The organism is Mycobacterium sp. (assembly GCF_047975165.1).
Lineage (GTDB): Bacteria > Actinomycetota > Actinomycetes > Mycobacteriales > Mycobacteriaceae > Mycobacterium.
The window spans coordinates 29,694-54,816 of sequence record NZ_JBKECZ010000061.1 but is presented as its reverse complement, the minus strand read 5'-3'; the positions used below and the strand labels follow the sequence as shown (position 1 = coordinate 54,816).

The 25,123-nt window shown below is 68.1% G+C and carries 25 protein-coding genes and 1 tRNA gene; 14 read left to right on the top strand and 12 right to left on the bottom strand.

Features of this window, described 5'->3' with window-relative positions; genetic code table 11:
• Positions 1 to 68: 68 nt before the first annotated feature.
• The 3 genes from ACK5M9_RS07015 to ACK5M9_RS07005 form a co-directional block, all read right to left on the bottom strand.
• A complete protein-coding gene (locus tag ACK5M9_RS07015) occupies positions 69 to 740 on the bottom strand; it encodes an SAF domain-containing protein (RefSeq protein WP_416892451.1) in 672 nt (223 codons plus the stop codon).
• Between the two features lie 124 nt (positions 741 to 864).
• Entirely contained in the window at positions 865 to 1,218 is a 354-nt protein-coding gene (locus ACK5M9_RS07010; protein WP_416892484.1) for an FmdB family zinc ribbon protein, read from the bottom strand.
• Positions 1,219 to 1,293: 75 nt separating this feature from the next.
• Complete coding sequence (locus ACK5M9_RS07005) at positions 1,294 to 1,899, bottom strand: 5-formyltetrahydrofolate cyclo-ligase (RefSeq protein WP_416892450.1); 606 nt, start codon at positions 1,897 to 1,899, stop codon at positions 1,294 to 1,296.
• A gap of 113 nt (positions 1,900 to 2,012) precedes the next feature.
• Here ACK5M9_RS07005 and ACK5M9_RS07000 point away from each other — a divergent pair, with 113 nt between their 5' ends.
• The 5 genes from ACK5M9_RS07000 (at position 2,013) to ACK5M9_RS06980 (ending at position 6,352) form a co-directional block, all read left to right on the top strand.
• Positions 2,013 to 2,924: a UTP--glucose-1-phosphate uridylyltransferase gene (locus ACK5M9_RS07000; RefSeq protein ID WP_416892449.1), complete on the top strand. Its 912-nt coding sequence runs from the start codon at positions 2,013 to 2,015 to the stop codon at positions 2,922 to 2,924.
• Between the two features lie 77 nt (positions 2,925 to 3,001).
• Positions 3,002 to 4,285: a gephyrin-like molybdotransferase Glp gene (glp, locus tag ACK5M9_RS06995; protein WP_416892448.1), complete on the top strand. Its 1,284-nt coding sequence runs from the start codon at positions 3,002 to 3,004 to the stop codon at positions 4,283 to 4,285.
• 12 nt (positions 4,286 to 4,297) lie between these two features.
• Positions 4,298 to 4,951, top strand: a complete 654-nt coding sequence (locus ACK5M9_RS06990; protein ID WP_416892447.1) for a GNAT family N-acetyltransferase — start codon at positions 4,298 to 4,300, stop codon at positions 4,949 to 4,951.
• A 194-nt stretch (positions 4,952 to 5,145) separates the two neighbouring features.
• Complete coding sequence (gene glpR / locus ACK5M9_RS06985; RefSeq protein WP_416892446.1) at positions 5,146 to 6,225, top strand: gephyrin-like molybdotransferase receptor GlpR; 1,080 nt, start codon at positions 5,146 to 5,148, stop codon at positions 6,223 to 6,225.
• A gap of 51 nt (positions 6,226 to 6,276) precedes the next feature.
• Positions 6,277 to 6,352 (top strand) — tRNA-Ala (locus tag ACK5M9_RS06980).
• A gap of 142 nt (positions 6,353 to 6,494) precedes the next feature.
• Here the strand turns inward: ACK5M9_RS06980 and ACK5M9_RS06975 are convergent.
• From ACK5M9_RS06975 to ACK5M9_RS06965, 3 genes are all read right to left on the bottom strand, one after another.
• Positions 6,495 to 7,322, bottom strand: coding sequence for a PE family protein (locus ACK5M9_RS06975; protein WP_416892445.1), 828 nt, complete (start codon positions 7,320 to 7,322; stop codon positions 6,495 to 6,497).
• 86 nt (positions 7,323 to 7,408) lie between these two features.
• Positions 7,409 to 7,768: a hypothetical protein gene (locus tag ACK5M9_RS06970; RefSeq protein ID WP_416892444.1), complete on the bottom strand. Its 360-nt coding sequence runs from the start codon at positions 7,766 to 7,768 to the stop codon at positions 7,409 to 7,411.
• A gap of 87 nt (positions 7,769 to 7,855) precedes the next feature.
• On the bottom strand, positions 7,856 to 8,614 hold the full coding sequence (locus tag ACK5M9_RS06965; RefSeq protein ID WP_416892443.1) for a class I SAM-dependent methyltransferase: 759 nt from the start codon (positions 8,612 to 8,614) through the stop codon (positions 7,856 to 7,858).
• A gap of 194 nt (positions 8,615 to 8,808) precedes the next feature.
• On the opposite strand from ACK5M9_RS06965, the gene ACK5M9_RS06960 reads away from it, so the two are divergent.
• The 3 genes from ACK5M9_RS06960 to ACK5M9_RS06950 all read left to right on the top strand — a co-directional run bounded on the left by ACK5M9_RS06960 (position 8,809) and on the right by ACK5M9_RS06950 (position 11,220).
• Entirely contained in the window at positions 8,809 to 9,753 is a 945-nt protein-coding gene (locus ACK5M9_RS06960) for a GNAT family N-acetyltransferase (RefSeq protein WP_416892483.1), read from the top strand.
• Between the two features lie 87 nt (positions 9,754 to 9,840).
• A complete protein-coding gene (locus ACK5M9_RS06955) occupies positions 9,841 to 10,548 on the top strand; it encodes a DUF5642 family protein (protein WP_416892482.1) in 708 nt (235 codons plus the stop codon).
• Between the two features lie 21 nt (positions 10,549 to 10,569).
• A complete protein-coding gene (locus tag ACK5M9_RS06950; protein WP_416892442.1) occupies positions 10,570 to 11,220 on the top strand; it encodes a DUF5642 family protein in 651 nt (216 codons plus the stop codon).
• Positions 11,221 to 11,235: 15 nt separating this feature from the next.
• Here ACK5M9_RS06950 and ACK5M9_RS06945 read toward each other — a convergent pair whose 3' ends face one another.
• Together ACK5M9_RS06945 and ACK5M9_RS06940 are read right to left on the bottom strand one after the other, a co-directional pair.
• Complete coding sequence (locus tag ACK5M9_RS06945; RefSeq protein ID WP_416892441.1) at positions 11,236 to 11,844, bottom strand: alpha-ketoglutarate-dependent dioxygenase AlkB; 609 nt, start codon at positions 11,842 to 11,844, stop codon at positions 11,236 to 11,238.
• A 61-nt stretch (positions 11,845 to 11,905) separates the two neighbouring features.
• Positions 11,906 to 13,483 carry a dolichyl-phosphate-mannose--protein mannosyltransferase gene (locus ACK5M9_RS06940; protein WP_416892440.1) on the bottom strand — a complete coding sequence of 526 codons (1,578 nt, stop codon included), beginning with the start codon at positions 13,481 to 13,483 and terminating at the stop codon, positions 11,906 to 11,908.
• 25 nt (positions 13,484 to 13,508) lie between these two features.
• Here ACK5M9_RS06940 and rsmI point away from each other — a divergent pair, with 25 nt between their 5' ends.
• The gene (rsmI, locus tag ACK5M9_RS06935; RefSeq protein WP_416892439.1) at positions 13,509 to 14,375 is read left to right on the top strand and encodes a 16S rRNA (cytidine(1402)-2'-O)-methyltransferase; all 867 of its coding nucleotides are present in this window, start codon (positions 13,509 to 13,511) and stop codon (positions 14,373 to 14,375) included.
• 148 nt (positions 14,376 to 14,523) lie between these two features.
• On the opposite strand, the gene ACK5M9_RS06930 is transcribed toward rsmI, so the two are convergent.
• The gene (locus tag ACK5M9_RS06930; protein ID WP_416892438.1) at positions 14,524 to 16,167 is read right to left on the bottom strand and encodes a hypothetical protein; all 1,644 of its coding nucleotides are present in this window, start codon (positions 16,165 to 16,167) and stop codon (positions 14,524 to 14,526) included.
• 214 nt (positions 16,168 to 16,381) lie between these two features.
• A complete protein-coding gene (locus tag ACK5M9_RS06925; RefSeq protein WP_416892437.1) occupies positions 16,382 to 17,674 on the bottom strand; it encodes an aminodeoxychorismate synthase component I in 1,293 nt (430 codons plus the stop codon).
• A 655-nt stretch (positions 17,675 to 18,329) separates the two neighbouring features.
• Here ACK5M9_RS06925 and ACK5M9_RS06920 point away from each other — a divergent pair.
• Both ACK5M9_RS06920 and ACK5M9_RS06915 read left to right on the top strand, forming a co-directional pair.
• Positions 18,330 to 19,010 (top strand): TetR family transcriptional regulator, encoded by a 681-nt coding sequence (locus ACK5M9_RS06920; RefSeq protein WP_416892436.1) that lies wholly within the window; start codon positions 18,330 to 18,332, stop codon positions 19,008 to 19,010.
• A gap of 55 nt (positions 19,011 to 19,065) precedes the next feature.
• Positions 19,066 to 19,812 (top strand): TetR family transcriptional regulator, encoded by a 747-nt coding sequence (locus tag ACK5M9_RS06915; RefSeq protein ID WP_416892435.1) that lies wholly within the window; start codon positions 19,066 to 19,068, stop codon positions 19,810 to 19,812.
• A gap of 24 nt (positions 19,813 to 19,836) precedes the next feature.
• Here the strand turns inward: ACK5M9_RS06915 and ACK5M9_RS06910 are convergent, their stop codons facing one another.
• Both ACK5M9_RS06910 and metG read right to left on the bottom strand, forming a co-directional pair.
• Positions 19,837 to 20,241, bottom strand: coding sequence for a PAS domain-containing protein (locus ACK5M9_RS06910; protein ID WP_416892434.1), 405 nt, complete (start codon positions 20,239 to 20,241; stop codon positions 19,837 to 19,839).
• Positions 20,242 to 20,359: 118 nt separating this feature from the next.
• Entirely contained in the window at positions 20,360 to 21,925 is a 1,566-nt protein-coding gene (metG, locus tag ACK5M9_RS06905; protein WP_416892433.1) for a methionine--tRNA ligase, read from the bottom strand.
• A gap of 59 nt (positions 21,926 to 21,984) precedes the next feature.
• On the opposite strand from metG, the gene ACK5M9_RS06900 reads away from it, so the two are divergent.
• The 3 genes from ACK5M9_RS06900 to rsmA all read left to right on the top strand — a co-directional run bounded on the left by ACK5M9_RS06900 (position 21,985) and on the right by rsmA (position 25,100).
• Positions 21,985 to 22,851 carry a TatD family hydrolase gene (locus ACK5M9_RS06900; RefSeq protein WP_416892432.1) on the top strand — a complete coding sequence of 289 codons (867 nt, stop codon included), beginning with the start codon at positions 21,985 to 21,987 and terminating at the stop codon, positions 22,849 to 22,851.
• Between the two features lie 195 nt (positions 22,852 to 23,046).
• Entirely contained in the window at positions 23,047 to 24,174 is a 1,128-nt protein-coding gene (locus ACK5M9_RS06895; protein WP_416892431.1) for a transglycosylase family protein, read from the top strand.
• Positions 24,138 to 25,100 carry a 16S rRNA (adenine(1518)-N(6)/adenine(1519)-N(6))-dimethyltransferase RsmA gene (gene rsmA / locus ACK5M9_RS06890; protein ID WP_416892481.1) on the top strand — a complete coding sequence of 321 codons (963 nt, stop codon included), beginning with the start codon at positions 24,138 to 24,140 and terminating at the stop codon, positions 25,098 to 25,100. The genes ACK5M9_RS06895 and rsmA overlap by 37 nt, the downstream gene beginning before the upstream one ends.
• Positions 25,101 to 25,123: the final 23 nt, after the last annotated feature.

The following is a 25,123-nucleotide window of genomic DNA, read 5'->3' as shown; positions in this document are numbered from 1 at the left end:
TGCCACTACTGGTGACGCGCGAGCCCGGCGTGCAGTCGGTTCGGTGCCGTGTGGTGCCGCAGCGGAACTCAGTGCAACACCAGGGAGACGGTTTGCCCCAGCGCCGCACCGGCGAGTGCTGTCGCCAGCCCCGCCGGCACGGCCACCAGCACGACCTGACTGTCAGTACCGGCCGGTGTGCGGGGTCGGTTCGAGATCAGCACCACGGTGGCGCCGGTGGCGATCATCTTGCCGGTGGGCCGGGAACCCGGCGGCGAGTCCGAGGCCGGTCGCGCCAGCACGTCGACGACGTCGCCGACCCGGAGGAGTTCGGCCAGTGCGTTGTCGGCCAAGTGCAGCGGGACGAGCCGGGCCCCGGGACCGGCTGTCGATTCGGCGAGCCGGCTGCCGAGGAGTCGAACGTCGGTGAGGATCTCGCCGCGGCGCGCGGGACCTGCCAGCACGGAGCCGACGACGGCGTCGAGTTGCCGGTGCGCGCCGTTGGGAACCGTTGTGGCCAAACGTTTCTCGTATGCGACATCGGCGTCGGTCAATTCCGTTCCGGTACTCAGGTCGCGGATGGCCACCACGACGTCGACCTGGTCGCTCCGGGAGTTCGACCGCAAACCCGCGATGATGGCAAGGGCGACAAGCCCGCCCGCGGCGACCCTTCTGGCCAGTACGGTCCGAGCCCAGTCCGGCCGCAATGCGGTTGACACCCGGTCGAACAGTGTGGGATCGAGGGACGAGGATTCGCGCACCCGGCAAGGTTAGGGGCGGTTGGGATCTACCGCAGCCCACCCGCGCGACGGCTGTGGACAACTGCCGCCGGGAGTGTGCGATATCGGGTTGCGGTCGCCGCGGAGATCCGTTGCCCGCGATGTGTCAGCTGGTTGCCGTCGCCGGCGCGGGGGAACTGGCCGCCTTGTCGCCGGAGGCGGCGGGTTTGCTGTCCCCGGAAGTCGAGGGCTTGCTTTCGCTGGAACCCGAAGTGGATACCGCATCGGTGGAGGAGCCCGCCGAGGTGGAGCCGTTGGTGGAGCCTGCCTCTTTCCTGCCCGATTCGCGGCTGTCGGTGCGGTAGAAACCGCTGCCCTTGAAGACCACCCCCACCGAGTTGAAGAGTTTGCGCAGCCGGCCCGAGCACTGCTCACAGGTGGTCAACGTGTCGTCGGTGAAGGCCTGCACCTGGTCGAAGCGGTGGCCGCATTCGGTGCAGGCGTAGCTGTACGTGGGCACAAACACCTCCGGATGATCCTGAACCTGGCTTGGCACTCTACCGTTCCAAGTGCTAGAACCGCCATATGATGCCGATCATTCCCGGATCGGCAGGGAAGCCAGCCCCAAGGCCGGGGTGAGCACATGGGTCATCGGCACATCGTGGGGCTCCGACGGCAACTCGTCGACCAATTCCGCGTCGCGCACCACCGCGACCAAGCGGGTTCGGGTAGCGCGCAACGGCAGTGACCGGTCGTAGAAGCCGCGGCCGCGCCCCAGTCGCACGCCGTGCCGGTCGACCGCCAGCGCCGGCAGCAGCACAACGTCGGCTTCTGCCAGGGCAGTGGCGGGCAGCCAGGGAGCCGGTGGTTCCAGCAGGCCCCATCGCGCCGGCACCAGGCTGCCGGGACGGTATTCGCCCCACTGCAGGGCCACGGCGGTGTTCTCGGTGGACAACCGTGCCACCGGCAGCAGGACCCGGTGAGCGTGCCGCAACAACGCGTCGAGCATGCCCACCGATCCGGGCTCCGAGCCCACCGGGGCGTAGGCGCACACGGTCGCGGACCCGATCCCGATCCGCTCCAGGTGCCGTGTCAGCGCGGTGGCCTCGGCGGCGCGGACGTCGTCGGCCACGCGGGTTCTGTCAGCGGCCAGCCGGGCGCGCAACGCGGCCTTGCCCGCCCTGCCGGCACCGTTGGTCATGGCTTCAACCATGACAGACGAACCATGACAGATGCGCGGTGCTGCGCCGGCAGCCGTGGTCTTCCCGCCGCTATCCGGCGTTGATGCGGCAGATGGGGGATAGGGTGTGGACGATGCTGCGACCAGGAATTCCGATCCCCTACACGGCGATCGTCCCCGCGGCCGGCCTGGGAACGCGGTTCCTGCCGGCGACCAAGACGGTGCCCAAGGAGTTGCTGCCCGTCGTGGACACACCCGGTATCGAACTCGTCGCCGCCGAGGCCGCGGGAGCGGGGGCCGAACGCCTGGTGATCGTGACATCGGAAGGCAAGGACGGGGTCGTCGCGCACTTCGTGGAGGACCTGGTGCTGGAGGGCACCCTCGAGGCGCGGGGCAAGCAGGCCATGCTCGCCAAGGTTCGCCGGGCACCCGCACTGATCAAGGTGGAATCGGTGGTACAGGCCGAGCCGCTGGGCCTGGGACATGCGATCGGCTGCGTGGAGCCCACGTTGTCGCCGGACGAGGATGCCGTCATGGTGCTGCTGCCCGACGACCTGGTGCTGCCGTCGGGAGTCTTGGAAACGATGTCGCAGGTACGTGCGCGATACGGCGGCACGGTGTTGTGCGCCATCGAAGTGTCCCCCGCGGAGATCAGCGCCTACGGTGTTTTCGATGTCGCACCGGCCGCCGACGCGCAGCATCCCGACGTGCTGAAGGTCAACGGCATGGTCGAGAAGCCCAAAGCCAAGGATGCTCCGTCGCTGTATGCCGCAGCTGGCCGCTATGTGCTGGACCGTGCGATTTTCGACGCACTGCGCCGTATCGAGCGCGGCGCCGGCGGCGAAGTGCAATTGACCGATGCGGTCGCACTGTTGATCTCCGAGGGCCACCCGGTGCACGTGGTGGTGCACCGCGGATCCCGACACGACTTGGGAAATCCCGGCGGCTACCTCAAAGCTGCGGTTGACTTTGCATTGGATCGTGACGACTACGGCCCGGAATTGCGGCGGTGGTTGGTGGCGCGGCTGGGTTTGACCGAACGGTAGCCGACCAGCCGGCTACCGCCGGCCCAGTTCGCCGGAACGGCGCCCGGCCAGGACCGGAAGCGGCAGAGAGGCGCACTGTGCGTTCTGTGGAAGAGCAACAGGCACGGATTTCGGCGGCCGCGGTGGCCCCGAGGCCGATCCGGGTGGCCATCGCAGAGGCGCAGGGGTTGCTCTGCGCCGAAGAGGTGATCACCGAGCGCCCGCTGCCCGGCTTCGACCAGGCCGCCATCGACGGCTATGCGGTGCGCAGTGTCGACGTCAACGGCGTGGGTGAATCCGGTGGCGTCGCACGGCTGCGCGGGACGGGCGGTGGTGCGGATGACCGTAGAGCGGTGACGTTGCCGGTGATGGGCACCGTCGAGGCCGGTGCCCGGACACCCAGCCGGCTACAGCCCGGCCAGGCTCTCCGAGTGCAGACCGGCGCCCCGCTGCCGACAGTTGCCGACGCCGTCCTGCCGGTGCGGTGGACCGACGGCGGACTGGACCGGGTCCGGGTTCTGCGGGGTGCGCCGCCCGGCGCCTACGTGCGTCGCACCGGTGACGATGTCCAGCCGGGGGACGTGGCGGTGCGCGCCGGGGCCATCATCGGCGCCGCCCAGGTGGGCCTGCTGGCGGCGGTCGGCCGGGAACGGGTGCTGGTGCACCCGCGCCCGCGGGTGTCGGTGATGGCGGTGGGCGGTGAACTGGTCGACATTTCGCGCACGCCGGGCAATGGGCAGGTGTATGACGTCAACTCCTACGCACTGGCGGCGGCGGCGCGCGATGCCGGCGCGGAGGTCAATCGTGTCGGAATCGTCAGCAACGATCCCAAGCAGCTCGGCGAGATCGTACAGGGCCAGCTCAACCGGGCCGAAGTGCTGGTGATCGCCGGGGCAGTGGGCGGTGCCGCAGCCGAAGCGGTTCGGTCCGTGCTCTGCGAACTCGGCGATATGGAGGTGGCGCGCGTCGCGATGCACCCCGGTTCGGTCCAGGGATTCGGCCGGCTCGGCCGCGATGGCGTTCCGGTGTTTCTGCTACCGGCCAATCCGGTCAGTGCCCTGGTGGTCTTCGAGGTTATGGTGCGTCCGCTGATCCGGCTGTCGCTGGGCAAGCGCCACCCGATGCGACGGATCGTGCAGGCCCGCACGCTCTCCCCGATCACCTCGGTGGCCGGCCGCAAGGGTTTTCTGCGCGGTCAGCTGATGCGGGATCAGGACAGCGGCGAATACCTGGTGCAGGCGTTGGGTGGGGCGCCGGGGGCATCGTCGCACCTGCTCGCCACGCTGGCCGAGGCGAACTGTCTGGTGGTGGTTCCCAGCGGGGCGGAGCAGATCCGCACAGGTGAGATCGTCGACGTCGCCTTCCTGGCTCAGCGCGGCTGAGTACGGCCGCTGGTGAATCCGATGCGATCCAATGCCCGGCATCCGGGTTGGCCGATGAGCCCGGGTCCGCTGCTGGTTGCGGCCGGCGTGATCCGGCTGCGGGCGGTTCGTATGCGCGACGCCGCGCAGTGGAGTCGGATTCGGCTGGCCGACCGTGCGCAACTGGAGCCCTGGGAACCCAGTAACGACGCCGATTGGACGGTCCGCCACTCCGTTGCCGCGTGGCCGGGCTTGTGTTCGGGCCTGCGTGCCGAAGCCCGCCGGGGCCGGATGCTGCCGTATGTGATCGAGCTGAACGGAAAATTCTGCGGCCAATTGACCATCGGCAACGTCACCCACGGTGCCCTGCGGTCGGCGTGGATCGGCTACTGGGTGTCCAGCGAGGCGACCGGCGGCGGAGTGGCCACCGGGGCGGTGGCACTCGGGCTCGATCATTGTTTCGGTCCGGTGATGCTGCACCGGGTGGAGGCCACCGTGCGTCCGGAGAACGGGGCCAGTCGCGCCGTCCTGGCCAAGGCCGGATTCCGGGAGGAGGGCCTGCTGCGGCGTTACCTGGAGGTCGACCACGCCTGGCGTGATCATGTGTTGGTTGCGCTCACCGCCGAAGAGGTGCCGGGATCGGCGACTTCGCGTCTGGTCCGGGCAGGTCGTGCGGGCTGGGTGTGAGGCGGGGGCGCCCGACGGGGCGCCGAGACACGCCGTGACGAGGCGGCAACAATAATGTTGTCTATGTGACATATGTGGCGTGTGATGCTTGAAAGCGGCAAATTACAGGTGTGTAATTGCCCTGGTCACACTGACCCGGCCGCGCAGGCCAATGAGGTGTCCTGCGGAGCCGGAACCGGAGAGGGCAGGTCATCATGCCAAGCATCCCGCAATCGTTGCTGTGGATCTCGCTCGTGGTGCTTTGGTTGTTCGTCCTGGTGCCAATGCTGGTGAGCAAGCGCGACACCGTGCGGCGAACCAGCGATCTGGCGCTGGCCACTCGGGTGCTCAACGGGGGGGTGGCCACCCGCCTGCTCAGGCGGACGGGCCCGGCCGCCGGGCACCGCAGCGATCCCGATTGGCAGCCCGAAGAGGAATGCGACACCGACCAGATCGGTGGGGCTTTCGCCGAGGCCACCGCCGGCCACGGCGGCGACCTGGATGATCCCGACACCGACGTGTTGGTCTGGCGGCGCTCGGTTGTTACGACATTGGCCAAAACCGGCAACGGTGCCGCGACGGTCATCGAACCGGACTACCTCGACGTCGACGTTGTCGACGAGGATGCGGATGCCCTGCCGACGGGTCTCGGCGCGGTACCGCCGGCCGCCCGGGCCGATGACATCGATCCCGGCATCGAGGACGCGGCAGCAGTCACCGATTCCGGTGACGCCGCGGACCGGATGCTCGGCGACGACGAATTCGAATACGTCGATGACTCTTCGGGTTTGGAGCCCGAGGAAGAGGACGGCGACGAGGCCTACCCGGCCCCGCGGGCGTACACCTCGGGCGCATCGCGGCAGCGCCGGTTCGACAACGGGACGGCCGCCGCGGTCAGTGCCCGCAAATACGCCTTTCGCAAGCGCGCCCTGGTGACGATGACGTTGAGCCTGATCGCCTCGGCGATCGTTGCCTTCGAAGTGACGCCGCTGGCCTGGTGGGTCTGTGGTGCCGCCACCGTGATCACCCTGTTTTACCTGGCTTACCTGCGGCGGCAGACTCGCATCGAGGAGAAGGTGCGCCGCCGCCGGGCACAGCGCACGGCCCGTGCCCGCGCCGGGATCGACAACACCGAAGACCGCGAATATGACCTGGTGCCGTCGCGGCTGCGTCGCCCGGGCTCGGTCGTGCTCGAAATCGATGACGAAGACCCGATCTTCGAGCACCTTGACTACGGGGTGGCCGCGCGCCACCACGGCTGGCCGCGGGACCTGCCGCGGGCCGTCGGCCAGTAGTCCGCGCGGTTCTGCCCGTTGGGTTGTCGGCTGGTAGCCTGCTAGCGGTCAGGGGCTATGGCGCAGTTGGTAGCGCGACTCGTTCGCATCGAGTAGGTCAGGGGTTCGATTCCCCTTAGCTCCACCAGGGTTTGTACTGGAACCACAGATCAGTAGACGGACGCCTGGCAAGTCTGTATCGTCGCCGAACTCATTCACCCACCCCGCACCCGCGGATGGACCTCGGTGACACGGCCCGGGTGCCGCTCGGACTACGGCAGGTTTGGAACCTAACCGCTGTTGCCCTGTGCGCCGTCGGGTCCGAAGATCCCATGCAGCAGCCCGGGGATGCCGCCGCCGGTGCCGCCGAACCCGCCGGCACCCGGCGGTGCACCGGCGCCGCCGGTGCCGCCGTCACCACCGGCGCCGATCAGCACGGCGTTGCCGCCGAACCCGCCGATCCCGCCGGCGTGGACGCCGCCGTACCCGCCCGTGCCGCCGATACCGCCGTTGCCGATCAGCCAGCCGCCGGCGCCGCCGCTGCCGCCGGATCCGCCAGCGTAGGTCCGCAATTCAACCGTCCCCGCGGGTCCGCCGGTTCCCCCCGCGCCGCCGTTGCCGATCAGCCCGCCCGCACCGCCCGCGCCGCCGGAGGCATGGATGGCGGTGCCGTCACCGCCGCGCCCGCCGTTGCCCCACAGCAGGCCGCCGGCCTCGCCGTTGGTGCCGTAGCCGGCGCCGTCGGTGTAGCCGTTCGCGCCGTCGCCGATCAGATTCCGGCCGAGTATCAGCTGGGTTGGGGTGTTGATGATTTCCAGCAGGGTGTCCAGCGGAGACGCGCTTTCGGCCTCGGCCGCCGTGTACTGCGCCGCGCCGCCGCTCAGCAGGTTGACGAACTCGGCGTGGAACGCCGACGCCTGGGCACTGAGCTCCTGGAACGTCTGACCGTGCGCGCTGAACAGATTCGCGACCGCCGCCGACACCTCATCACCGGCCGCCGTGGCGATACCCGTCGTCGGTACGCCGGCAGCGGTCGCGGCTTGGTCGATCGCGTCTCGCAGACCGGCAAGTTGCGTTGCGGCCGCTCCCACGGATTGCGGCGCGATCATCAGTGACATCTACCAGCCCCCACATCGTTTCGGCTCGGCCGGCGGCGATTGGTTGATTTCCGATGGCCGAAATACCCGTCAAGGATACGGTGTCACTAACTGGTCTCACTGGCAATTGAAAATATCTCGGGCGGGATGGGGCCGGTGTCGTAGCGGTGATCGCCGGACACAACCGTCAACATGATGCGTGGCGGTTCGGTGTCCGTGCCCGCAGCGACCACCCGCACGCCGATGACCAAGGGGTCCTCGTCCGGCGGGCCGACCGCAATCAGTGCCGAGCCGTCACCGACGGTGCCGGTTTCGGTGGCCACCAGCTCCTGCGGGGCCTGCGTCGCGACACGGGGCGAAAGCGCCGGACTTGGCCGCCGGCGCCGTGTTGTGACCGCCTGCCAGCCCAGCGACACCAGCGCGAGCGCCGTGGCTGTCAGGCCGAGGACGAACGCGGCGACGGTCATCGCAGGCCCCTGGTGCCGATCGCGGCGCACATGACGTGCGGGCTGCCGTCGGCGTTCTCCGGCAGCCGCCGCCCGATGGCCGGTGCTTCAGGCCGGCGCGGCTGCGGGCTTGGTCGCAGCGACGAACTGCAGTGCCCGCTGGGTCTGTTGTTCGATGTCGACCAGGCCGGCCGACGAGAACAGATCGGTGAAGGCGTCACGATCAAACATGGTGACCCCAATCGCTCCCGCAGACAATGCCAGGGCGGCGCGGATGGCGGGCTGCTGGTCGGAGCAGCTGGTCAGGACGGCGATTCGTCCGCCCGGGCGCAGCACCCGCACCATCTCGCCGGCCACCCGGAACGGTTCGGGCACCAGGTACAGGGCGCCGAAGCAGCAGACCGCGTCAAAGGTGTCGTCGGGAAACGGCAGCTGCCCGGCGTCGCCGCGGACGTAACAGGTTCGGGGTCCGCTGTTGTCCGACACCGCACGGGCCAGCATCGGCTCGGAGATGTCCAGGCCGACCGCCAGGCTGCCGGTGGACAGCCGTTCCGCCAGCGGCGCGGTGAAGTTCCCCGGCCCGCAGGCAACATCGAGCAGCCTGGTTGCACTGCGTAGATGCAGCGCTGTTGCCGCACGGTACAGCTCCGCGGCGGGGGTGACACCGCTGGCGAGGTAGAAGGAGGCCGGTCGCCACAGCCGCTCGTACACGGTTGCCACCACGGGGCTGTTCATTGCGAGTTGAGCGAACGTCGGGACGGGGGAGGCCGTCGACTCGCCCAACACGTCCAGATAGCCGTTTCGCAGGGTGGCTTCTTTTGTGAGAAGTCGTCGAGTCGCCTCGATCCGGTCCTGATTGTCGATCATGGGAGTCCATTTCGAGGTCCGTGGGAGGACCGGGGCGCGGAATTGCGTTGCGAGCCGAGTCCTGATGGCGCCCCTCAGATTAGTGTCCGGTCCGTTCGGTTGAAGCGACTTCGGTCTCCGGCCTAGTGTTGGTCGCAGCAGACCGCGGAGGGAAGGCCGAATTGACCGGCGTGGGGGTCGAAGAACTCGCGGAGATGGACATCTTCGAGGGCTGCGCGGCCGAGGACTTGCGGCCGCTGGCGTCCTGCCTTGCTCCGCTGCGGGCTCCTGCCGGTCAGGTGCTGATGCGCCAGGGCGAGCAGGCGGGCTCGTTCCTGCTGATCGCATCGGGCAGTGCCGAGGTGATCCACGCCGGCGAGGACGATGCGGTCGTCGTCGAACAGGTGCTGCCCGGCATGCTCGTCGGCGAAATCGCCTTGCTGCGCGATGGTCCCCGAACGGCCACGATCACCACCCTCGAACCGCTGACCGGATGGACCGGCGACAAAGATGCGCTGACCCGGATGACCGACGTACCCGGGATCATGCAACGGCTGCTACGCACCGTGCGCCAGCGTCTGGTGGGCTACATCTCACCGGTTCCGGTGCGGCTGCGGGACGGAGCAGAGTTGACGCTTCGTCCGGTCCTGCCCGGTGATAGCGAGCGCACCGTGCACGGACATGTCCATTTCTCCTCCGAGACCATCTATCGGCGGTTCATGTCGGCGCGGACACCCAGTGAGGCGATGATGCGCTATCTCGCCGAGGTCGACTACATCGACCACTTCGTCTGGGTGATGGTCGACGACGGCGACCCCGTTGCCGACGCGCGATTCGTGCGCGACCAGGCGGACCCGACGGTTGCCGAGATCGCGTTCACCGTCGCCGACGCCTACCAGGGCCGTGGTATCGGGACCTTTCTGATCGGGGCACTGTCGGTGGCGGCCCGGGAGGACGGTGTCGAGAAGTTCTCCGCGCGACTGCTGGCCGACAATGTGCCGATGCGTGCCATCATGGACCGCCACGACGCCAACTGGGAGCGCGACGATGTCGGGGTGATCGCCACCGTCATCGATGTTCCCGGCGAGACCGGCCTCGACAGGGCGATGGTTGCGCGGATCGCGAAGGTAGCCCGCCAGGTCATCGATGCGGTCGGCTGATTCAGATCCTGCTTTGTCGCGCCGGCGGCGGCGCCGTTGGCGGCGGTGGCCGTGATGCGGCCGGCCGGAGGTGCTTTGTCGACGATCATGCGGCCGTTGCCGATGGGGCCGGTGGTGGCGCTGGCGGTGTTGCTGCCCGCGGTATTGATGCCCATGGTTGGATGCGTGCGTGAGCCCGCGCCTCGGCAGCCGGACGTGTCGTCGTCGACGTCGTCCACGGCCGATGCCGTGACCGTCGACCCGGGAAACATCAGACGGGTCGGCCGGGAGTTTCCGCCCGGCTACGAGGTGACCAACATCGCCCGCGCGGACTCGCCGGCAGCGCTGTGGGGCCTTGGTGCGGGTGCGGTGTCGAACCCGTCGCAGTGCATGACCCTGGCTGCGCCCGCAGCCGGAGATGACCGGTCTGCGCAAGGGGTGTCCGGGTCGGGTGCGGGCGGCATCCTCGACGCGGTGGTGGTGTCGTCGCCGGGGGGATCTCTGCGGTTGGACGGCGCCGCCGTCGTCGGCTGCCCGCACTGGGATCTGACTGCGGGTCGAACCGTGGTGGCCGTCGGTTTGACCGACGCTCCGCTCATCGACGGCGCGGACACGCTGGGCATGGTGGCCGACATCCGGGCCGCCGTCGAGGCCGGCAGTGAAATCGATTCGCGCGCGTACACGTTCGTGGCCTACTTGGGTGACCACTACGTGTTCACCATGTTGACCGTCGACCCGGGCTCGATCCTGCCGTCGTTGCCGCCGCGGTTCGCCGCCGACCTGCTGGTCGAAACGGTGTCGATGTTGCGTGGCTGAGTCTTGGGTAGATTGGCGACGATGTTGAAGCTGGTGGTCGTGGCCGCAACGTTGTTCATGCTCTCTGGCTGCTCCACGGGCGCCGGGTCCGCCCACGGTAATATCGCCGGGATCGTCGACCTCACGTCCGATTTCGGGCCGGAGTTCACGGTCACCGAGATCACGCCCCGGGCGATCGATCCGCAGTTCTTCGCCGCCCGCCAGCTGCCCGAGGGCCTGACGTTCGAGCCGCCGGACTGTGCGAAGACCGCGCTGGGGCCGGAGATGCCGCCCGGCGTCGAGGGCAACATGGCCGCGATCTCAGCGGAGGGCAACGGCAACCGGTTCGTGGCCATCGCGGTGGAGACCTCCAAGGAGTTGCCGCTGCACGATCCGGGGAAAGACTGCTCCAGGATCGGTTTCTCCGGCGCACAGTTGCGCGGTGCGGTGGAGGTGATCGATGCACCGCACATCAAGGCGGCGCATACCCAGGGTGTGCACCGGGTGATGCAGGCGCTCGTTGCCGGGGGCCCGCGTACCGGCGAACTCTATGACTACGCCGCTCAGTTCGGGGATTACCAGGTGATTGTGATCGCCAACCCGCTGGTGATACCGGGGCAGCCGCTGGTCAAGGTCGACACGCAACGTGCCCGCGACCTGCTGGTCAAAGCGGTGGACGCGGTCCGAGACTGAGCCGGGGCAACCGGCTCAGCGCACGTCGCGCGGGCGGAACTGGATGCTGACTCGTGGGCCGGCCGGCGTGGTGGTTTTGGGAACCGCGTGCTCCCAGGTGCGCTGGCACGATCCGCCCATCACCAATAGATCCCCGTGCGCCAACGGCAATCGCAATGACGGGCCCCCGCCCCGCCGCCGCATGGCGAAGGTCCGGGTGGCACCCAAACTGAGGATGGCGACCATGGTGTCCTCGGAACTGCCGCGGCCAATCGTGTCGCCATGCCAGGCCACACTGTCTGAGCCGTCACGGTAGCAACACAATCCGACAGTGGTGAAGGGCTCACCCAGTTCGCCGCCGTAGATGTCGTTGAGCCGACGGCGCAGCCACGCCAGTTGGGGATGTGGTGGCGTGTCGACGGTCAGATCGTGAAAGCTCACCAGGCGCGGCACGTCGACCACCCGGTCGTACATTTGCCGGCGCTCGGCCCGCCAGGGCACCGCGGCCAGCAGCACATTGAGCAGGTCCAGGCTGTCGGGCAGGCTGCCGTCCAGCCAATTCGCGCGAATGTCGACGAATGCGCCATCTCCGAGTTGCCTGCGCTCGGTGTGCTCGAAGAGCGAGCCCTGAACCGCGATCGCCACAATCGCAATCCTATCGCACGTGTGTTCGAGTTCTTGGCGGTGACGCGTCGGTGGCGGGCAACTACTGCCAGCTGGGCAGCCAGATCTGCATCCGCCAGATCTGTGGGGAAATGGGAAGACCGGTGAGTACCGGGAACAACCACGCGAAGTTCGTCGCCACCAGTGCCACATAGCAGCACACCAGGATCATCCCCAGGGTGCGGCGCTCGCTGTTCTGACCCGGTTGGTGCAGGATGTCGCCCAGGATCAGTGCGATCGCCATCACCAGGAACGGGCCCATGGTCGCCGCGTAGAAGAAGTACATCTGCCGGTCGATGTCGGCGAACCACGGCAGCCAGCCCGCGCAGTAGCCGACCCAGACCACCGCGTAGCGCCAGTCGCGGCGCACCAACATCCGCCAGGTGGTGTAGAGCAGGACCGGCACCGCCAGCCACCACATCGCCGGGGTGCCCACCAGCATCACGGCCTTGACGCACGATTGCGCGCCGCAACCGGGCACGTCGTTCTGGTCGATGGCGTACAGCACCGGCCGCAACGACATCGGCCAGGCCCACGGCTTGGATTCCCATGGGTGGTGGTTGCCCGCGGCATTGGTGAGGGTCGCGTGGAAGTGGAACGCCTTGGCGGTGTAGTACCACAGCGAACGGATTGCGTCGGGCAGACCGACGACGCTCTCGGTGCCGATGGTCTGGCCGACCTGATGGCGGTCGATCGCGGTTTCGGATGCGAACCAACCCGCATAGCTGGCGAGATAGACCGTGAACGGGATGATCGCCAGCGCATAGGCGGTGGGGATCGCGTCGCGGCGCGCAGTTCCCAGCCACGGCCTGGACACCTGGTACTGCCGCCGCGCCGCTACGTCGAAGGCCAGCGACATGGCCCCGAAGAACACGATGAAGTACAGGCCGGACCACTTTGTGCCCAAGGCCAGACCGAGCAGCACGCCGGCGCCGAAACGCCACCAGCGGACTCCCAGCCGCGGGCCCCACCGGGTTTCGACACAGCGGCCTTCGGTCAGCGCGACGCGCAGACGTTGCCGCACCTGATCGCGGTCGACGATGAGCGCGCCGAACGCGGCGACTACGAAAAAGGTGAGGAACCCGTCCAGCATCGCCGTGCGGGCGGTGACGAAGCTGACGCCGTCGCAGATCAGCAACAGCCCGGCGACCGCGCCCACCGCAGTCGAGCGGGCGAGCCGCCGCACGATCCGCATCACCAGCGCCACCAGGATCACCCCGAGTAGGGCGCCGGTGAACCGCCACCCGAACCCGTTGTAACCGAACAGCGCCTCGCCGATCGCGATCATCTGCTTGCCCACCGGCGGATGCACGACCAGGCCGAACCCGGGATTGTCCTCGACGCCGTGGTTGTTCAGCAGCTGCCAGGCCTGGGGTACGTAGTGCTTCTCATCGAAAATGGGTGTGCCCGCATCGGTCGGCGAACCGAGGTTCCAGAACCGGGTGAATGCTGCGAGCGCGGTGACGGCGGCCGTCGCAATCCAACCGCGGAGGCGGTCCGACGGGACGAAATCGTCCACCGGGAGCAGAGGCGCCGGGCTGAGGACGGGAACCGCCGGCGCTCGGCTGATCTCGACGCTGTCCCCGCCGAAGACGGACGGTTCTCGGGCCGGGGCAGTCATCGGTGTCGATCGTAGGCTGTCGGTCATGACCACCGGACGCCTGTTGATCGCCGCGACCCCGTTGGGGCAGCCGAAGGACGCCTCGGCCCGCCTGGCCGAGGCGTTGGTGGAGGCCGACGTGGTAGCCGCCGAGGACACCCGTCGGGCACGCAACCTTGCCAGGGCGCTTGACGTGCGGATAGGCGGTCGGCTGGTGAGCCTCTTCGATCAGATTGAGGACTCCCGGGTTGCCTCGCTGATCGGGGCGATCGGGTCCGGGGCGACGGTGCTGATGGTCAGCGACGCGGGAATGCCCGTCATAAGCGACCCGGGCTATCGGCTCGCCGGAGCGTGCATCGATGCCGGCCTGGCCGTGCATTGCCTGCCGGGCCCGTCGGCGGTGACGACGGCGCTGGTGGTCTCGGGGTTGCCGGCCGAGAAGTTCTGCTTCGAGGGATTCGCGCCCCGCAAGGGATCGGCTCGCCGCACCTGGCTGGCCTCATTGCGCGACGAGCTGCGTACCTGTGTGTTCTTCGAATCCCCTCGCCGGTTGGGCGCCTGCCTGAACGACGCGGTTGAGCAACTCGGGGGCGCACGATTGGCCGTGGTCTGCCGGGAATTGACCAAGCTGCACGAGGAAGTCGTGCGTGGCTCCCTGGACGAGTTGGCGGCCTGGGCCGCCGACGGTGTCCTCGGCGAGATCACCGTGGTGCTCGCCGGCGCCGCCCCGCGGGCCGACCTGGCCGTATTGACGACTGGCCTGGTCGGCGAGGTGGAGGGCCTTGTTGCCGACGGCGTCCGGATCAAGGATGCCTGCCGCCAAGTGGCGACCGGATACCCCGGAGTGCGGCCCCGCCAGCTCTACGAAGCGGTGCTCACCTCACGCCGGGAACCCCGGTCGGACGAAACCTAGACGGTACGGAGGGCTGGGGGCTGGGGGCTGGGGGCTGGGGGCTGGCGCAGTCGAGTTCATTCTGCGCTCAGGGCGCTGAGCATCGGCGTGTCGCCGCCATGAGCGCAGAATCATTGGGCAGGGCTCGCGAACGACATCCGAACTCGGGTCAGATGCAGGGGCCGCCCGGTATGCACACCGGCGGGTGGGGCGGCAGCGGCGGGGCGGGCGGTAGTGGCGGCAACGGCGGGAGGCCCTGCGGGAGGCTCGTTGGGACCCCCGCAGCGGCTGCCATGGCCGGTAGCGCGGCAGCCACAGCCGCCGGGTCCACGCCCGGCAGGCCGCCGCCGGCCAGCGCGGGCAGCGCCGCGGCCAGCAGCGCCGGGTTCACTCCCGCGGCGCCGCCGCCCAGGGCGGGCAGTACCGCGGCCAGCATCGCGGGGTCCACGCCCGGCAGGCCGCCGCCGGCCAGGGCGGGCAGTACCGCGGCCAGCATCGCCGGGTCGATTCCGGGCAACCCTGGTGCGCCGCCTATCAGTGCGGGCAGTACCGCAGCCATCATTGCAGGATCCATACCCGGAATGGCGCCACCGGCCAGTGCTGGAAGTGCCTGGGCCAGGATCGTCGGGCTAACGGCGGGAAGTGCCGCGGCCAGCGCGGGCAGCGCGGTGGCCAGCATTGCCGGATCCAAGCCGGGGATCGGAGGCAGGCCCGGACCCCCCGCGGCCAGTGCCGGTAGAGCGACGGCCAGGATGGCCGGGTCGATCCCGCCCAGTGCCGGTATTCCGGGGACACCGCCGGCAGCGGCCAGGGCCAGCATGTCGGTGGGCGACACACCCGGCAGCCCGGGCAGGCCGTTGGCCGCCAGCGCCATCAGCGCGGCCGGCGCCAACCCCGGCAGCCCGGGAAGGTTCAGGCCGGGTATTCCGCCGGCGGCGGCGAGGCCGATCAGACCGGCCGGCGACATACCCGGCAGCCCCGGGAGATCCAGGTTCGGCATCCCGGGCAGGCTCAGCGCAGGCAGGGCGGCAGCCGGAAGCAGGGCCGCCCCGGGTAGCAGCAGGTTGCTGAGGCTGGGCGAGGCGGCGGCCGCGGAAGCCGTCTGCGGCAGCAGGCCGGCGTCCTTCAGTGAGTTGTAGGCCAAGACGACATAGGTGACGGCCATGGCGCCGGTCGTAATCGCTGCGGACAGGCTGTTCGTCACGCTGAACAAACCGTTGATGATAGATACGCCGGCGTCCACACCCAGGGGCACGCCCAACAGGCCGGCGTAGCTGCCCGCCGCGCCGCCGAGATAGGGCATGCCCAGGATGTCCATACCCGGGATGGCGCCGATGCCGGGAAGGTCCGCGTAACCGGGCGGAATCGCGGCCTCGGGTAGCGGGGCGGCCGGAGCCGCGTCGGCCGCAGCCGGCGCCGGTGGGGGCGGCGCGGGTTGGGCCGCCGCGGGCGCTGCCCCGGCGGGGTTGCCGGGGTTGGTGTAGGCGGCCGGCGCCGGAGCGGCGGGCCTCGGGACGGGTTGTCCGGAGGCGGCGGGTTGCGGTGCCGCGGGTTGCACGTCTTCAGGTGGTGGCGCGACCTCCTGCGGCGGTTCCGGCGGGGGTGCGTTCAGAGCCGGCACCGCGTCGGTGTCCACAGCCCCTGGGCCGCCGGCCTCGGGCATCAGGACAGAGGCGAGCTTGTCGCATTGCGCACCCGCGGTGCACGTCCCGCCCGACACCACGGTGCCCTGTTTGGAGATCGTCAGCGGCGCAATCATCAGCGCTCCGCCCAAGACGGCGGCAGCCGCCGCACCGGCGATGGCAACCCTCATGACTTCTCCTCTCGGACCCCTTCTTAAGCCCCGATTCTGAGATCTAGCTGAGATCTTCTTCGGATTTCACCGACCCTGTCGAATCTTCGGCGTGTGCATGATGTCGACACACGTCGATGGCCGCAGTTTATTCGCCCGTTTCCGCTCCTGCGGGCGTTCGGCGAAATTGCCCGGGAGGATCTGCGGTGACCAGACTCACTGGGAATTTGCGGGATCAGCTGACGAATCTAGCCGCGGAGGTGCTCCGCAGGTCCACGATCGGGCCTGCCTTGTGCAGACACTCCGCCCATTCGGCGTCCGGATCGGAGTCGGCGGTGATGCCTCCGCCCACGCCAAGCACGGCGTTACCCGCCGAGTCGAACTCGACGGTGCGAATTGCCACGTTGAGCTCGCAACCGGCGATGGGAGATGTCAACCCGAGGGTGCCGCAGTAGATTCCCCGCCGGTACTGTTCCCACTGTGAAATTAGTTGCCGGGCGCGTATTTTCGGTGTCCCGGTCACCGATGCGGGCGGGAAGGCCGCATCCAGCAGCGCCGATGCCGGTAACTCGGACGGTACCCGGGCCGACACCGTCGACACCAGGTGCCAGACGCCGGGCGCCCGTTGGACCACCAGCAGTTCGGGCACGGTCACCGTACCGGTAATCGCCACTCGGCCAAGATCGTTGCGGACGAGGTCGACGATCATGATGTTCTCTGCGACCTCTTTGGGTGAAGCGCGCAGCGCCGACGGCCACTCGTTCAGCGGCAGCGTTCCCTTGATGGGGCTGGAGGTGACTGTGTTGCCGTGGCGCCGCAGGAAGAGTTCGGGGGACAGTGACGCCACTGCACCCCACCGGCCCGCGATGTAGGCCGCCCGAGCGGGCGCGGTGCGTGTGACGCGGTCGACGAAGAAGTCCAGCGATGACCCGGTGGCCGAGCCGGTGAACCGGGTGCACACGCATGCCTGGTACACCTCGCCGGCGGCAATCGATTCCAGACAGGCGAGTACTCCGCTGCGGTGGGCCGAGCGATCTGCGATCTTCCATTCGATGGGTCCTGCCGGCGTCGTCCCGGTGCCGGGTGCGGCCGGCGAGCCGGCGAGCGAACCGGCCAGCCAGTCCGGCATGCGGGCGCCGGAAAGACTCTCATACCACCATCGGCCGCCACGGTCGCGGCGCAGCACACAGTCGGTCCAGCCGCCGGCGGCCTCCGGAATACGGTGGGGCTGCCCGTCGGCGCCTGGATCGGGGTAGGACAGGTAGCCGATCCAGCCTCCGCCGACCGGGCCGCCGCATGGCGAACCGTCACCGATCCGTTCGCCGTAGCCGACGCCGACCGGTCCCGGGAAAACGTCGCTGACCTCGATCTGCCGTATCTCCACACTCGGTGCGATCACGGCCAGCGCATCGAACCATTGGCCGGTCAGCGCGGCGGGCGGCGGCAGGCCGAGCCTGGTGGTCGTGCGGCCGACTGCGCGCAGCACCTGCGGTGCTCCGCCCAGGTCGCCGAGCCGCTCGATACGCACCGCCCCAGCTTGACAGAACATGCGGATTCTCTCGACGCGCGGTGGTGGTCTGGCGGATCGAGCCGGGGCCGGGGCCGGGGCCGGGGGCCGGGGGCCGGGGGCCGGGGGCCGGGGGCCGGGGGGGCGGGCGCCGGGGCAGGGGCGCTCCCGGGCAACAAGGCGAAATCGTCGCCAGATTTCTTTGCCGATGAGGTGAATCGATGAGACCGGGAGCTGTGCCGAACCTGGTGACACCGGAATGCTGGGTTCAAAGGAGCGTTTCTCTACGCGGATGCGAATGTGTCCACTCGGTTTATACGCACAGCCGGGTTTGCCAGCCCAGCTTTTTGGAGTTCCAAATTTTCACCGGCGAGTTTTCCCGGAGGAATCGTCGAGTCCACCCACAATCGTGGAGTCACGGGTGGGGATGCCGCGATCCGTTGTCGAGGCGACGCGGTTGGTTGGCGTTCTGGCTGATAATCTTCAGACGGCACACCCGCACTGGGTGCCTTGATATATACCGGTATGTATACCGGCGGACCGGGAAGACGAAGATCGGAGCGAGGAGGTATCGCGATGCTGCCAGCGACGGTCGGCGGAGCTGATCGCGACCTGCGCGACCGCACAATCCGGCCGCACGGCTGTGCCTGGGGCACACCCTGTTCCTCGAGTTCAGATGCCGACCACTGACCTGCCGGATGGCAGGTCCGACAGCAGCCGCGCGCAAATTCTGCGCGCAGCCGCTCGCCAATTCGCCGATCGTCCCTACTACGATGTAGGCCTCGACGACATCCTGAACGAGGCCGGTCTTTCCAAAGGCGCGATGTATTGCCACTTCCGTTCCAAATTTGAACTGGCCATAACCATCATCGACCAGCATATGGCGAATGCGCGCGTCGCCAGCGAGCAACTGCTGGCTCGACAGCTGTCCGGTCTGGAGACCCTGATCGACTTCTCTTTTCTCTCGGCGATGCAGCATATGACCGACGACTCGGCCAGGGCCGCTTCCCGACTGGTCCAGTCGGTCGGATGGAGCGGCGGGGCGCGGGAGCGGTTGGTGGACGGATGGATCGACATGCTGGCTGCGGCTGCGGCGCGGGCGATCGGCGAGGGCGACCTCGACCCGCGATGGGACTCCCGAGACGTTGCCCTGCTGGCTGCGTCGATGACTATCGGGTTGTGCTCTACCAGCGATCCCGACGACCCGCAGCGATTCCTTAACGATGTGGAGAAAAGTTGCGAACTAATGTTGGCCGGGCTTCTGGTACCCGGCCGGCTCGAGTACTTTCAGCAATTCCTCCGGAGGCGCACCGCGCTTGCGGTCTCGGCCCGCTTGTCGCAGGCGAGTGGCAGTTGATTCGTCCTCGGCTGGATTCCAGACCTGACCGAATCGTCACAGAGAAGGCGGGATGATGGCGCGCCAGGTTCGAGCAGAGGTGACCCGACGAAAGATCCTGGACTCGGCGATTGTCGTTTTCGGCGAGGTCGGGTACGCGGCTGCGGGTTGGGGCGCCATAGTCGATCGAACGGGCATGACCAAGGGTGCGCTGTACCACCACTTCGATTCCAAGGAGGCGCTGGCCTCGGAGATCATCGATGAGGGCACCGAAGTTCTAGTCAGCGCGTTCCACGATGCGTGCGGGCCGGGAATGCCCGGGCTGGAGAACATCATCCACGGCACCTTCGTGATGGCCCGGGTGCTTGCCTCTGACCGGACAGCCTGCGCCGCCGACCAGCTGGCAGCCGCACTCAGCGGGTACAACGACGCGGCGGCACGCCGCTGCGCCGGGTGGGCGGCAAACTTGAGCGCCCAGCTCGAGAGGGCAGTGGCCGAGGGCGACCTGCGTGCGGACATCGATGTGGAAGCGTTCAGCGTGTCGATCGTCGGAGCGTTGATCGGGGCCCGGGTGGTCACCACCGCGGTATCGAAAGATCGCAACGGCGGGAATCCAACCGTTGATTTCAGCTGGCGGTTGGGGCAGATGTGGGCGTTGCTGCTACCCGGTGCCGTCGCCGAGAAGTCGCTGCCCTACTTCCAGCAGTTCCTCGCGCGCGAGACGTTGCGGCACACTCCGCTTGAATCAGCTGATAACAGTGCAGATGGTGGCGGCGAAGACGCTGTCGGGGCCGGGACGGGCCAGGGGCGCGAGGGCGTTTAGCGGGCCGGGCGCCGGGCAACCGCCTCAGTGCTCTTCTTTCCACAATTGTTCGGTCAGATCCTGAAACGCCGCCAAGGCGAACTTGTCTTCGGCGCGCATCACCGCGGATCTGCTTATCAGCGCCCGGACGATCGAGCCGTCGGCGTGGGCCAGTTTGACCACCATGTTGGCCAAAGACTGGACGAAGGACAGGATCGACGACTCCGGGTCCGGAGCCTCGTGGAAGATCGCCTTGAAGCCCAGCGCCAGCACCTCGCCGGGCTCCCGACCCACCATATCGGCGAACGCCGTATTGGCGAACAGGATGGTGCCGTCGTCTTCGACAGCCAGCACCGGGACAGGGAATCTCTCCAGCACGACCGACGCCGGCATTTCCCGCAGCGTGGTGGCCGGTGACTCGCCTGCCAGCCGACTTCGTCTGCGATCCATACGACGATTATGGCAAATGTCATCCCTGGAAGCGATGCGTCGGTGTGTGGACACCCCTCAAGTCCCACCGAACTCGATGCGGCGGCGGTGCTTCGATCCGGGCGCCGCGGCGTTCGGCCTACTCCGGCGGCTGGTAGCGCGGGAACACCCCGGTCGGCGGCGGCAGTGCGGTGCCCGGTTCCAGGCGCTCCCCGATGGCGGCGAACGTGCGCCTGTCCTGACGCTGGCCGAGCAGCTCGAGAATCGTGGCGGCGGATTCGGGCATGACCGGTGTGACCAGCAATGCCGCAATGCGGACCACCTCGCAGGTGACGTAGAGCGCCGTGCGGAATCGGGTCTGGTCCGCCTCGGACTCGCTTTTGCGCAGAACCCAGGGCTGCTCGGCTGAGAAGTATTTGTTCGCGTCGCCGAGCATCAACCAGATCGCCTCGATGCCCAGATGCATGGCCTGTGCCTCGAAATGCGCACGCACCCGTTCCAGCAGGCCGTCGGCGGTGGCCAGCAACTCGGTGTCGGCTTCGTCGAACTCCCCGGGCTCGGGCACCGTCGCGCCCAGGTTCTTGGCCACCATCGACAACGACCGCTGGGCCAGGTTTCCCAGTTCGTTGGCCAGGTCGGTGTTGATCCGGGTGATGATCGCCTCGTCGCTGTAGTTGCCGTCCTGGCCGAACGGGATCTCGCGCATCAGGAAGTAGCGCACCTGGTCCACGCCGAAGGTGTCGACCAGTGCAACCGGATCGACGATGTTGCCCACGGATTTACTCATCTTCTCGCCCCGGTTGTGCACGAAACCGTGAGCGAAAATCCTTCGGGGCAAATCGATTCCGGCCGACATCAGGAAGGCGGGCCAGTAGACGGCGTGGAATCTGATGATGTCCTTGCCGATCATGTGCAAATCGGCAGGCCAGTAGTCGCGGAACAACTCCGAGCCGATGTCGGGGAACCCGGCCCCGGTCAGGTAGTTGGTCAACGCGTCGACCCAGACGTACATGACATGGTCGGGATGGCCCGGCACCGCAACTCCCCAGTCGAACGAGGTCCGCGATATCGACAGATCCTCCAAGCCGCCGGCGACGAAGCTCATCACCTCGTTGCGGCGAGTCGCCGGTGCGATGAAGTCCGGGTTGGCCCGGTAGTGGGCCAGCAACTTCTCGGAATAGGCCGACAGCCGGAAGAAGTAGGTCTGTTCCTCGGTCCAGCTGACGGGCGTCTGGGTCTCGACCGCGATCCGGCTGCCGTCGTCGAGGAGCCGGGTCTCCGATTCTACGAAGAATCGCTCGTCCCGCACCGAGTACCAACCGGCGTAGTTGTCCAGGTAGATGTCGCCGGCCGCTTCCATCCGGCGCCAGATTTCCTGGGATGCCTCGTGGTGGTCGGCGTCGGTGGTGCGGATGAACCGGTCGAAGTCGATATTGAGTTTTTCCTGCATGCGCTCGAAGACATCGGAATTGTTCCGGGCCAGCTGCGCGGTCGGAACGCCGGCGGCCGCGGCAGCTTGTGCCACTTTCAGGCCGTGCTCGTCGGTACCGGTCAGGAAGCGCACATCGAACCCGTCGAGCCGCTTGAATCGGACGATCGCATCGGTGGCGATGTACTCGTAGGCGTGACCCATGTGCGGGGTGCCGTTGGGGTAGGCGATCGCGGTGGTGACGTAGAACCGCGGCGGCCGCTGCAAACTGTTCATCGGGGTTCCACCCTAGTTGGGCTCGGCGGCGGCCAGGCGGTGGACATATCGTGTGCGTCGTGTGTTCCAACCGGTCCGCCAGGCGTGAGCCACCGCCCCTGCCGCCGCCGCTGGCGCCCTTGATCGACGCCCACACCCACCTGGACGCGTGTGGCTCGGCGGGAATCGGCGGCGACGGTGCCGGAGTGCGCGCCATCCTCGACCGCGCGGCATCGGTCGGGGTGACCGCGGTGGTGACGGTCGCCGACGATATGGAATCGGCGCGCTGGGTGGCTCGGGCAACGGGGCGCCACCCGCGGGTGTACGGCGCGGTGGCCCTGCATCCGACCCGCGCCGACGCTCTCGACGACGCCGCTCGCGACGAGATCGAACACCTGGCGAGGTGTCCGCGGGTGGTGGCGGTGGGCGAGACCGGGATGGATCTGTACTGGCCGGGCCGGCTCGACGGCTGCGCACAACCGCACGTGCAGCGCGAAGCGTTCGCCTGGCACATCGACCTGGCCAAGCGCCTGGGTAAACCGTTGATGATCCACAACCGGGGCGCCGACAGTGAAGTGCTCGACGTGCTGCGCGCCGAAGGTGCTCCCGAAACCGTCATCTTCCACTGCTTTTCGTCGGACAGTGCGATGGCACGCTTGTGCGTGGCGGCCGGATGGCTGCTCAGCCTGTCGGGCACGGTGAGTTTCCGCAATGCGCGTGACCTGAGGGAGGCCGTCGCACTGATACCCGCGGCCCAGCTTTTGGTGGAAACCGACGCACCCTTCCTGACCCCCCACCCCTACCGCGGTGCAGCAAATGAGCCGTACTGCCTGCCCTACACCGTTCGTGCCCTTGCTGAGCTGGTTGATCGTTCGCCAGAGGATTTGGCCGCGATTACGACCAGCAATGCCATCCGGGTGTACGGGCTGGATCCGGCCGTCGAATGACGGCTACGTGACCGGTGCAATGTTTCGGCTCGGGAGTTGCTCTGCCACCGCGCGTTCGTTACCGTCTTGTTATCGAACGAGTGGGCCGCCCGGCCTGTTTTGTCATTCCAGCTGAACATGGTCCTGGACTCGTCGTCGAGTTGTTCGTGCAGGTTGCATTTGGGTCGGGCAGACCGCGATAGACCGGAATGGACAATGAATCTACTTTCCAAAGTTCATCAGACCGAATCGCCGGTGTTGCGCCTGCTGGTCGGCGCGCTGCTCCTGACGCTCGTGTTCGCCGGAGGCTTGGCTGTCCGCGCTGCCAAGACCGTGACGCTGACCGTCGACGGAACGTCCGAGCAGGTCACCACGATGCGGTCGCGGGTGGTCGACATTCTCGCGGAGAGCGGGTTCGCGGTCACCGACCGGGACGATGTCTACCCGGCCGGTGACGCCACTGTCGCCGACGCCGCCACCATTGTGCTTCGCCGCGGGCGCCCGTTGCGGATCAGCCTGGACGGCGGCGATCCTCGGGAAATGTGGACCACGGCAGTCACCGTCGATGAGGCGTTGGCGCAATTGGCGATGGCCGACACCGCCCCCGCCGCCGCTTCCCGGGGCAGTCGCGTCCCGCTGGCGGGAATGGCGCTGCCGGTGGTGAGCGCCAAGACCGTCGAGATCGACGACGGCGGCGTGGTCCGCACGGTGCACCTGCCGGCCCCGAACGTGGCGGACATGTTGACCACCGCCGGAATCCCATTGCTGGGCAGCGACCAGGTCGTCCCCGCCTCCGATGCTCCGATCGTCGACGGTATGCGGATCCAGGTCACCCGCAACCGCATTGAGCGGGTCACCGAGCGGGTTCCGCTGCCTCCCCCGGCGCGGCGCATCGAGGATCCCGAGTTGAACATGAGCCGCCAGATCGTCGAGGATCCGGGCAGCCCGGGCACCCAGGATGTGACCTTTGCGGTGGCCGTCGTCAACGGTGTCGAGACCGGGCGGATGCCGATCGCCAACGTCGTGATCACCCCGGCACGCGAATCGGTGCTTCGGGTCGGCACCAAACCGGGCACCGAGGTTCCGGAGGTGAGCAACGGAAGCATCTGGGATGCGCTGGCGGGTTGCGAGTCCAGCGGGAATTGGGCCATCAACACCGGAAACGGCTTTTACGGCGGCGTGCAGTTCGACCAGGGCACCTGGGAGGCTCACGGCGGGCTGCGCTATGCGCCGCGCGCCGACCTGGCCACCCGCGAGGAGCAGATCGCGATTGCGACAGTCACCCAGGCAGTCCAGGGGTGGGGTGCCTGGCCGGTGTGCAGCGGGCGAGTCGGTGCCCGCTGACGATCCGGCTGCTCGGGCGTACCGAGATCAGGCGGTTGGCCGGGGAACTCGATCTCCGGCCGCGGAAATCCTTCGGGCAGAACTTCGTCCATGACGCCAATACGGTGCGGCGGGTGGTTTCGGCGTCGGGTATCGGCGAATCCGACACCGTGCTGGAGGTCGGTCCGGGCCTTGGATCGCTGACGCTGGCGCTGCTCGACCGCGGCGCAGCGGTCAGCACCGTGGAGATCGATCCGGTATTGGCCGGTCGGCTGCCGCGGACCATCGCCGAGCGTTCCGACGGCTCACCGCTGGCCGCCCAGCGGTTCAGCGTGGTCAATCGCGATGTGCTTGCGCTGCGCCGCGATGATCTGGCTGCCGAACCGACGGCGGTGGTGGCCAATCTGCCGTACAACATTGCTGTTCCGGCACTGTTGCATCTGCTGGCCGAATTTCCATCGGTCCGGGTCGTCACGGTGATGGTGCAGGCCGAGGTCGCCGAGCGATTGGCCGCCGAACCAGGCGGCAAGGATTACGGTGTGCCCAGCGTCAAGGCGCGCTTCTTCGGGCGGACGCGCCGTTGTGGCACGGTGTCGCCAACGGTGTTCTGGCCCGTTCCGCGTGTCGACTCCGGCCTGGTCCGGATCGACCGCTACGCGGCGCCGCCCTGGCCCACCGACGATGTGTTCCGGGAACGCGTCTTCGAATTGGTTGATATCGCCTTCGCCCAGCGACGGAAGACCTCCCGCAACGCCTTCCTGGACTGGGCGGGTTCGGGTGAGGAGTCCGCCAGGCGGCTGCTGGCAGCCGGCATCGATCCGGCCCGCCGCGGCGAGACGCTGGCCGTGGACGACTTCGTGCGGCTGTTGCGGCACTCCGGCAGCGCGGGCGGCGCACCGGGTGACGCCCCCGCCAGCGGGGACCCGCTGCCGGGCGTGGGCCGGTAGCAGCGATAGTCTGCTGCGGTGGC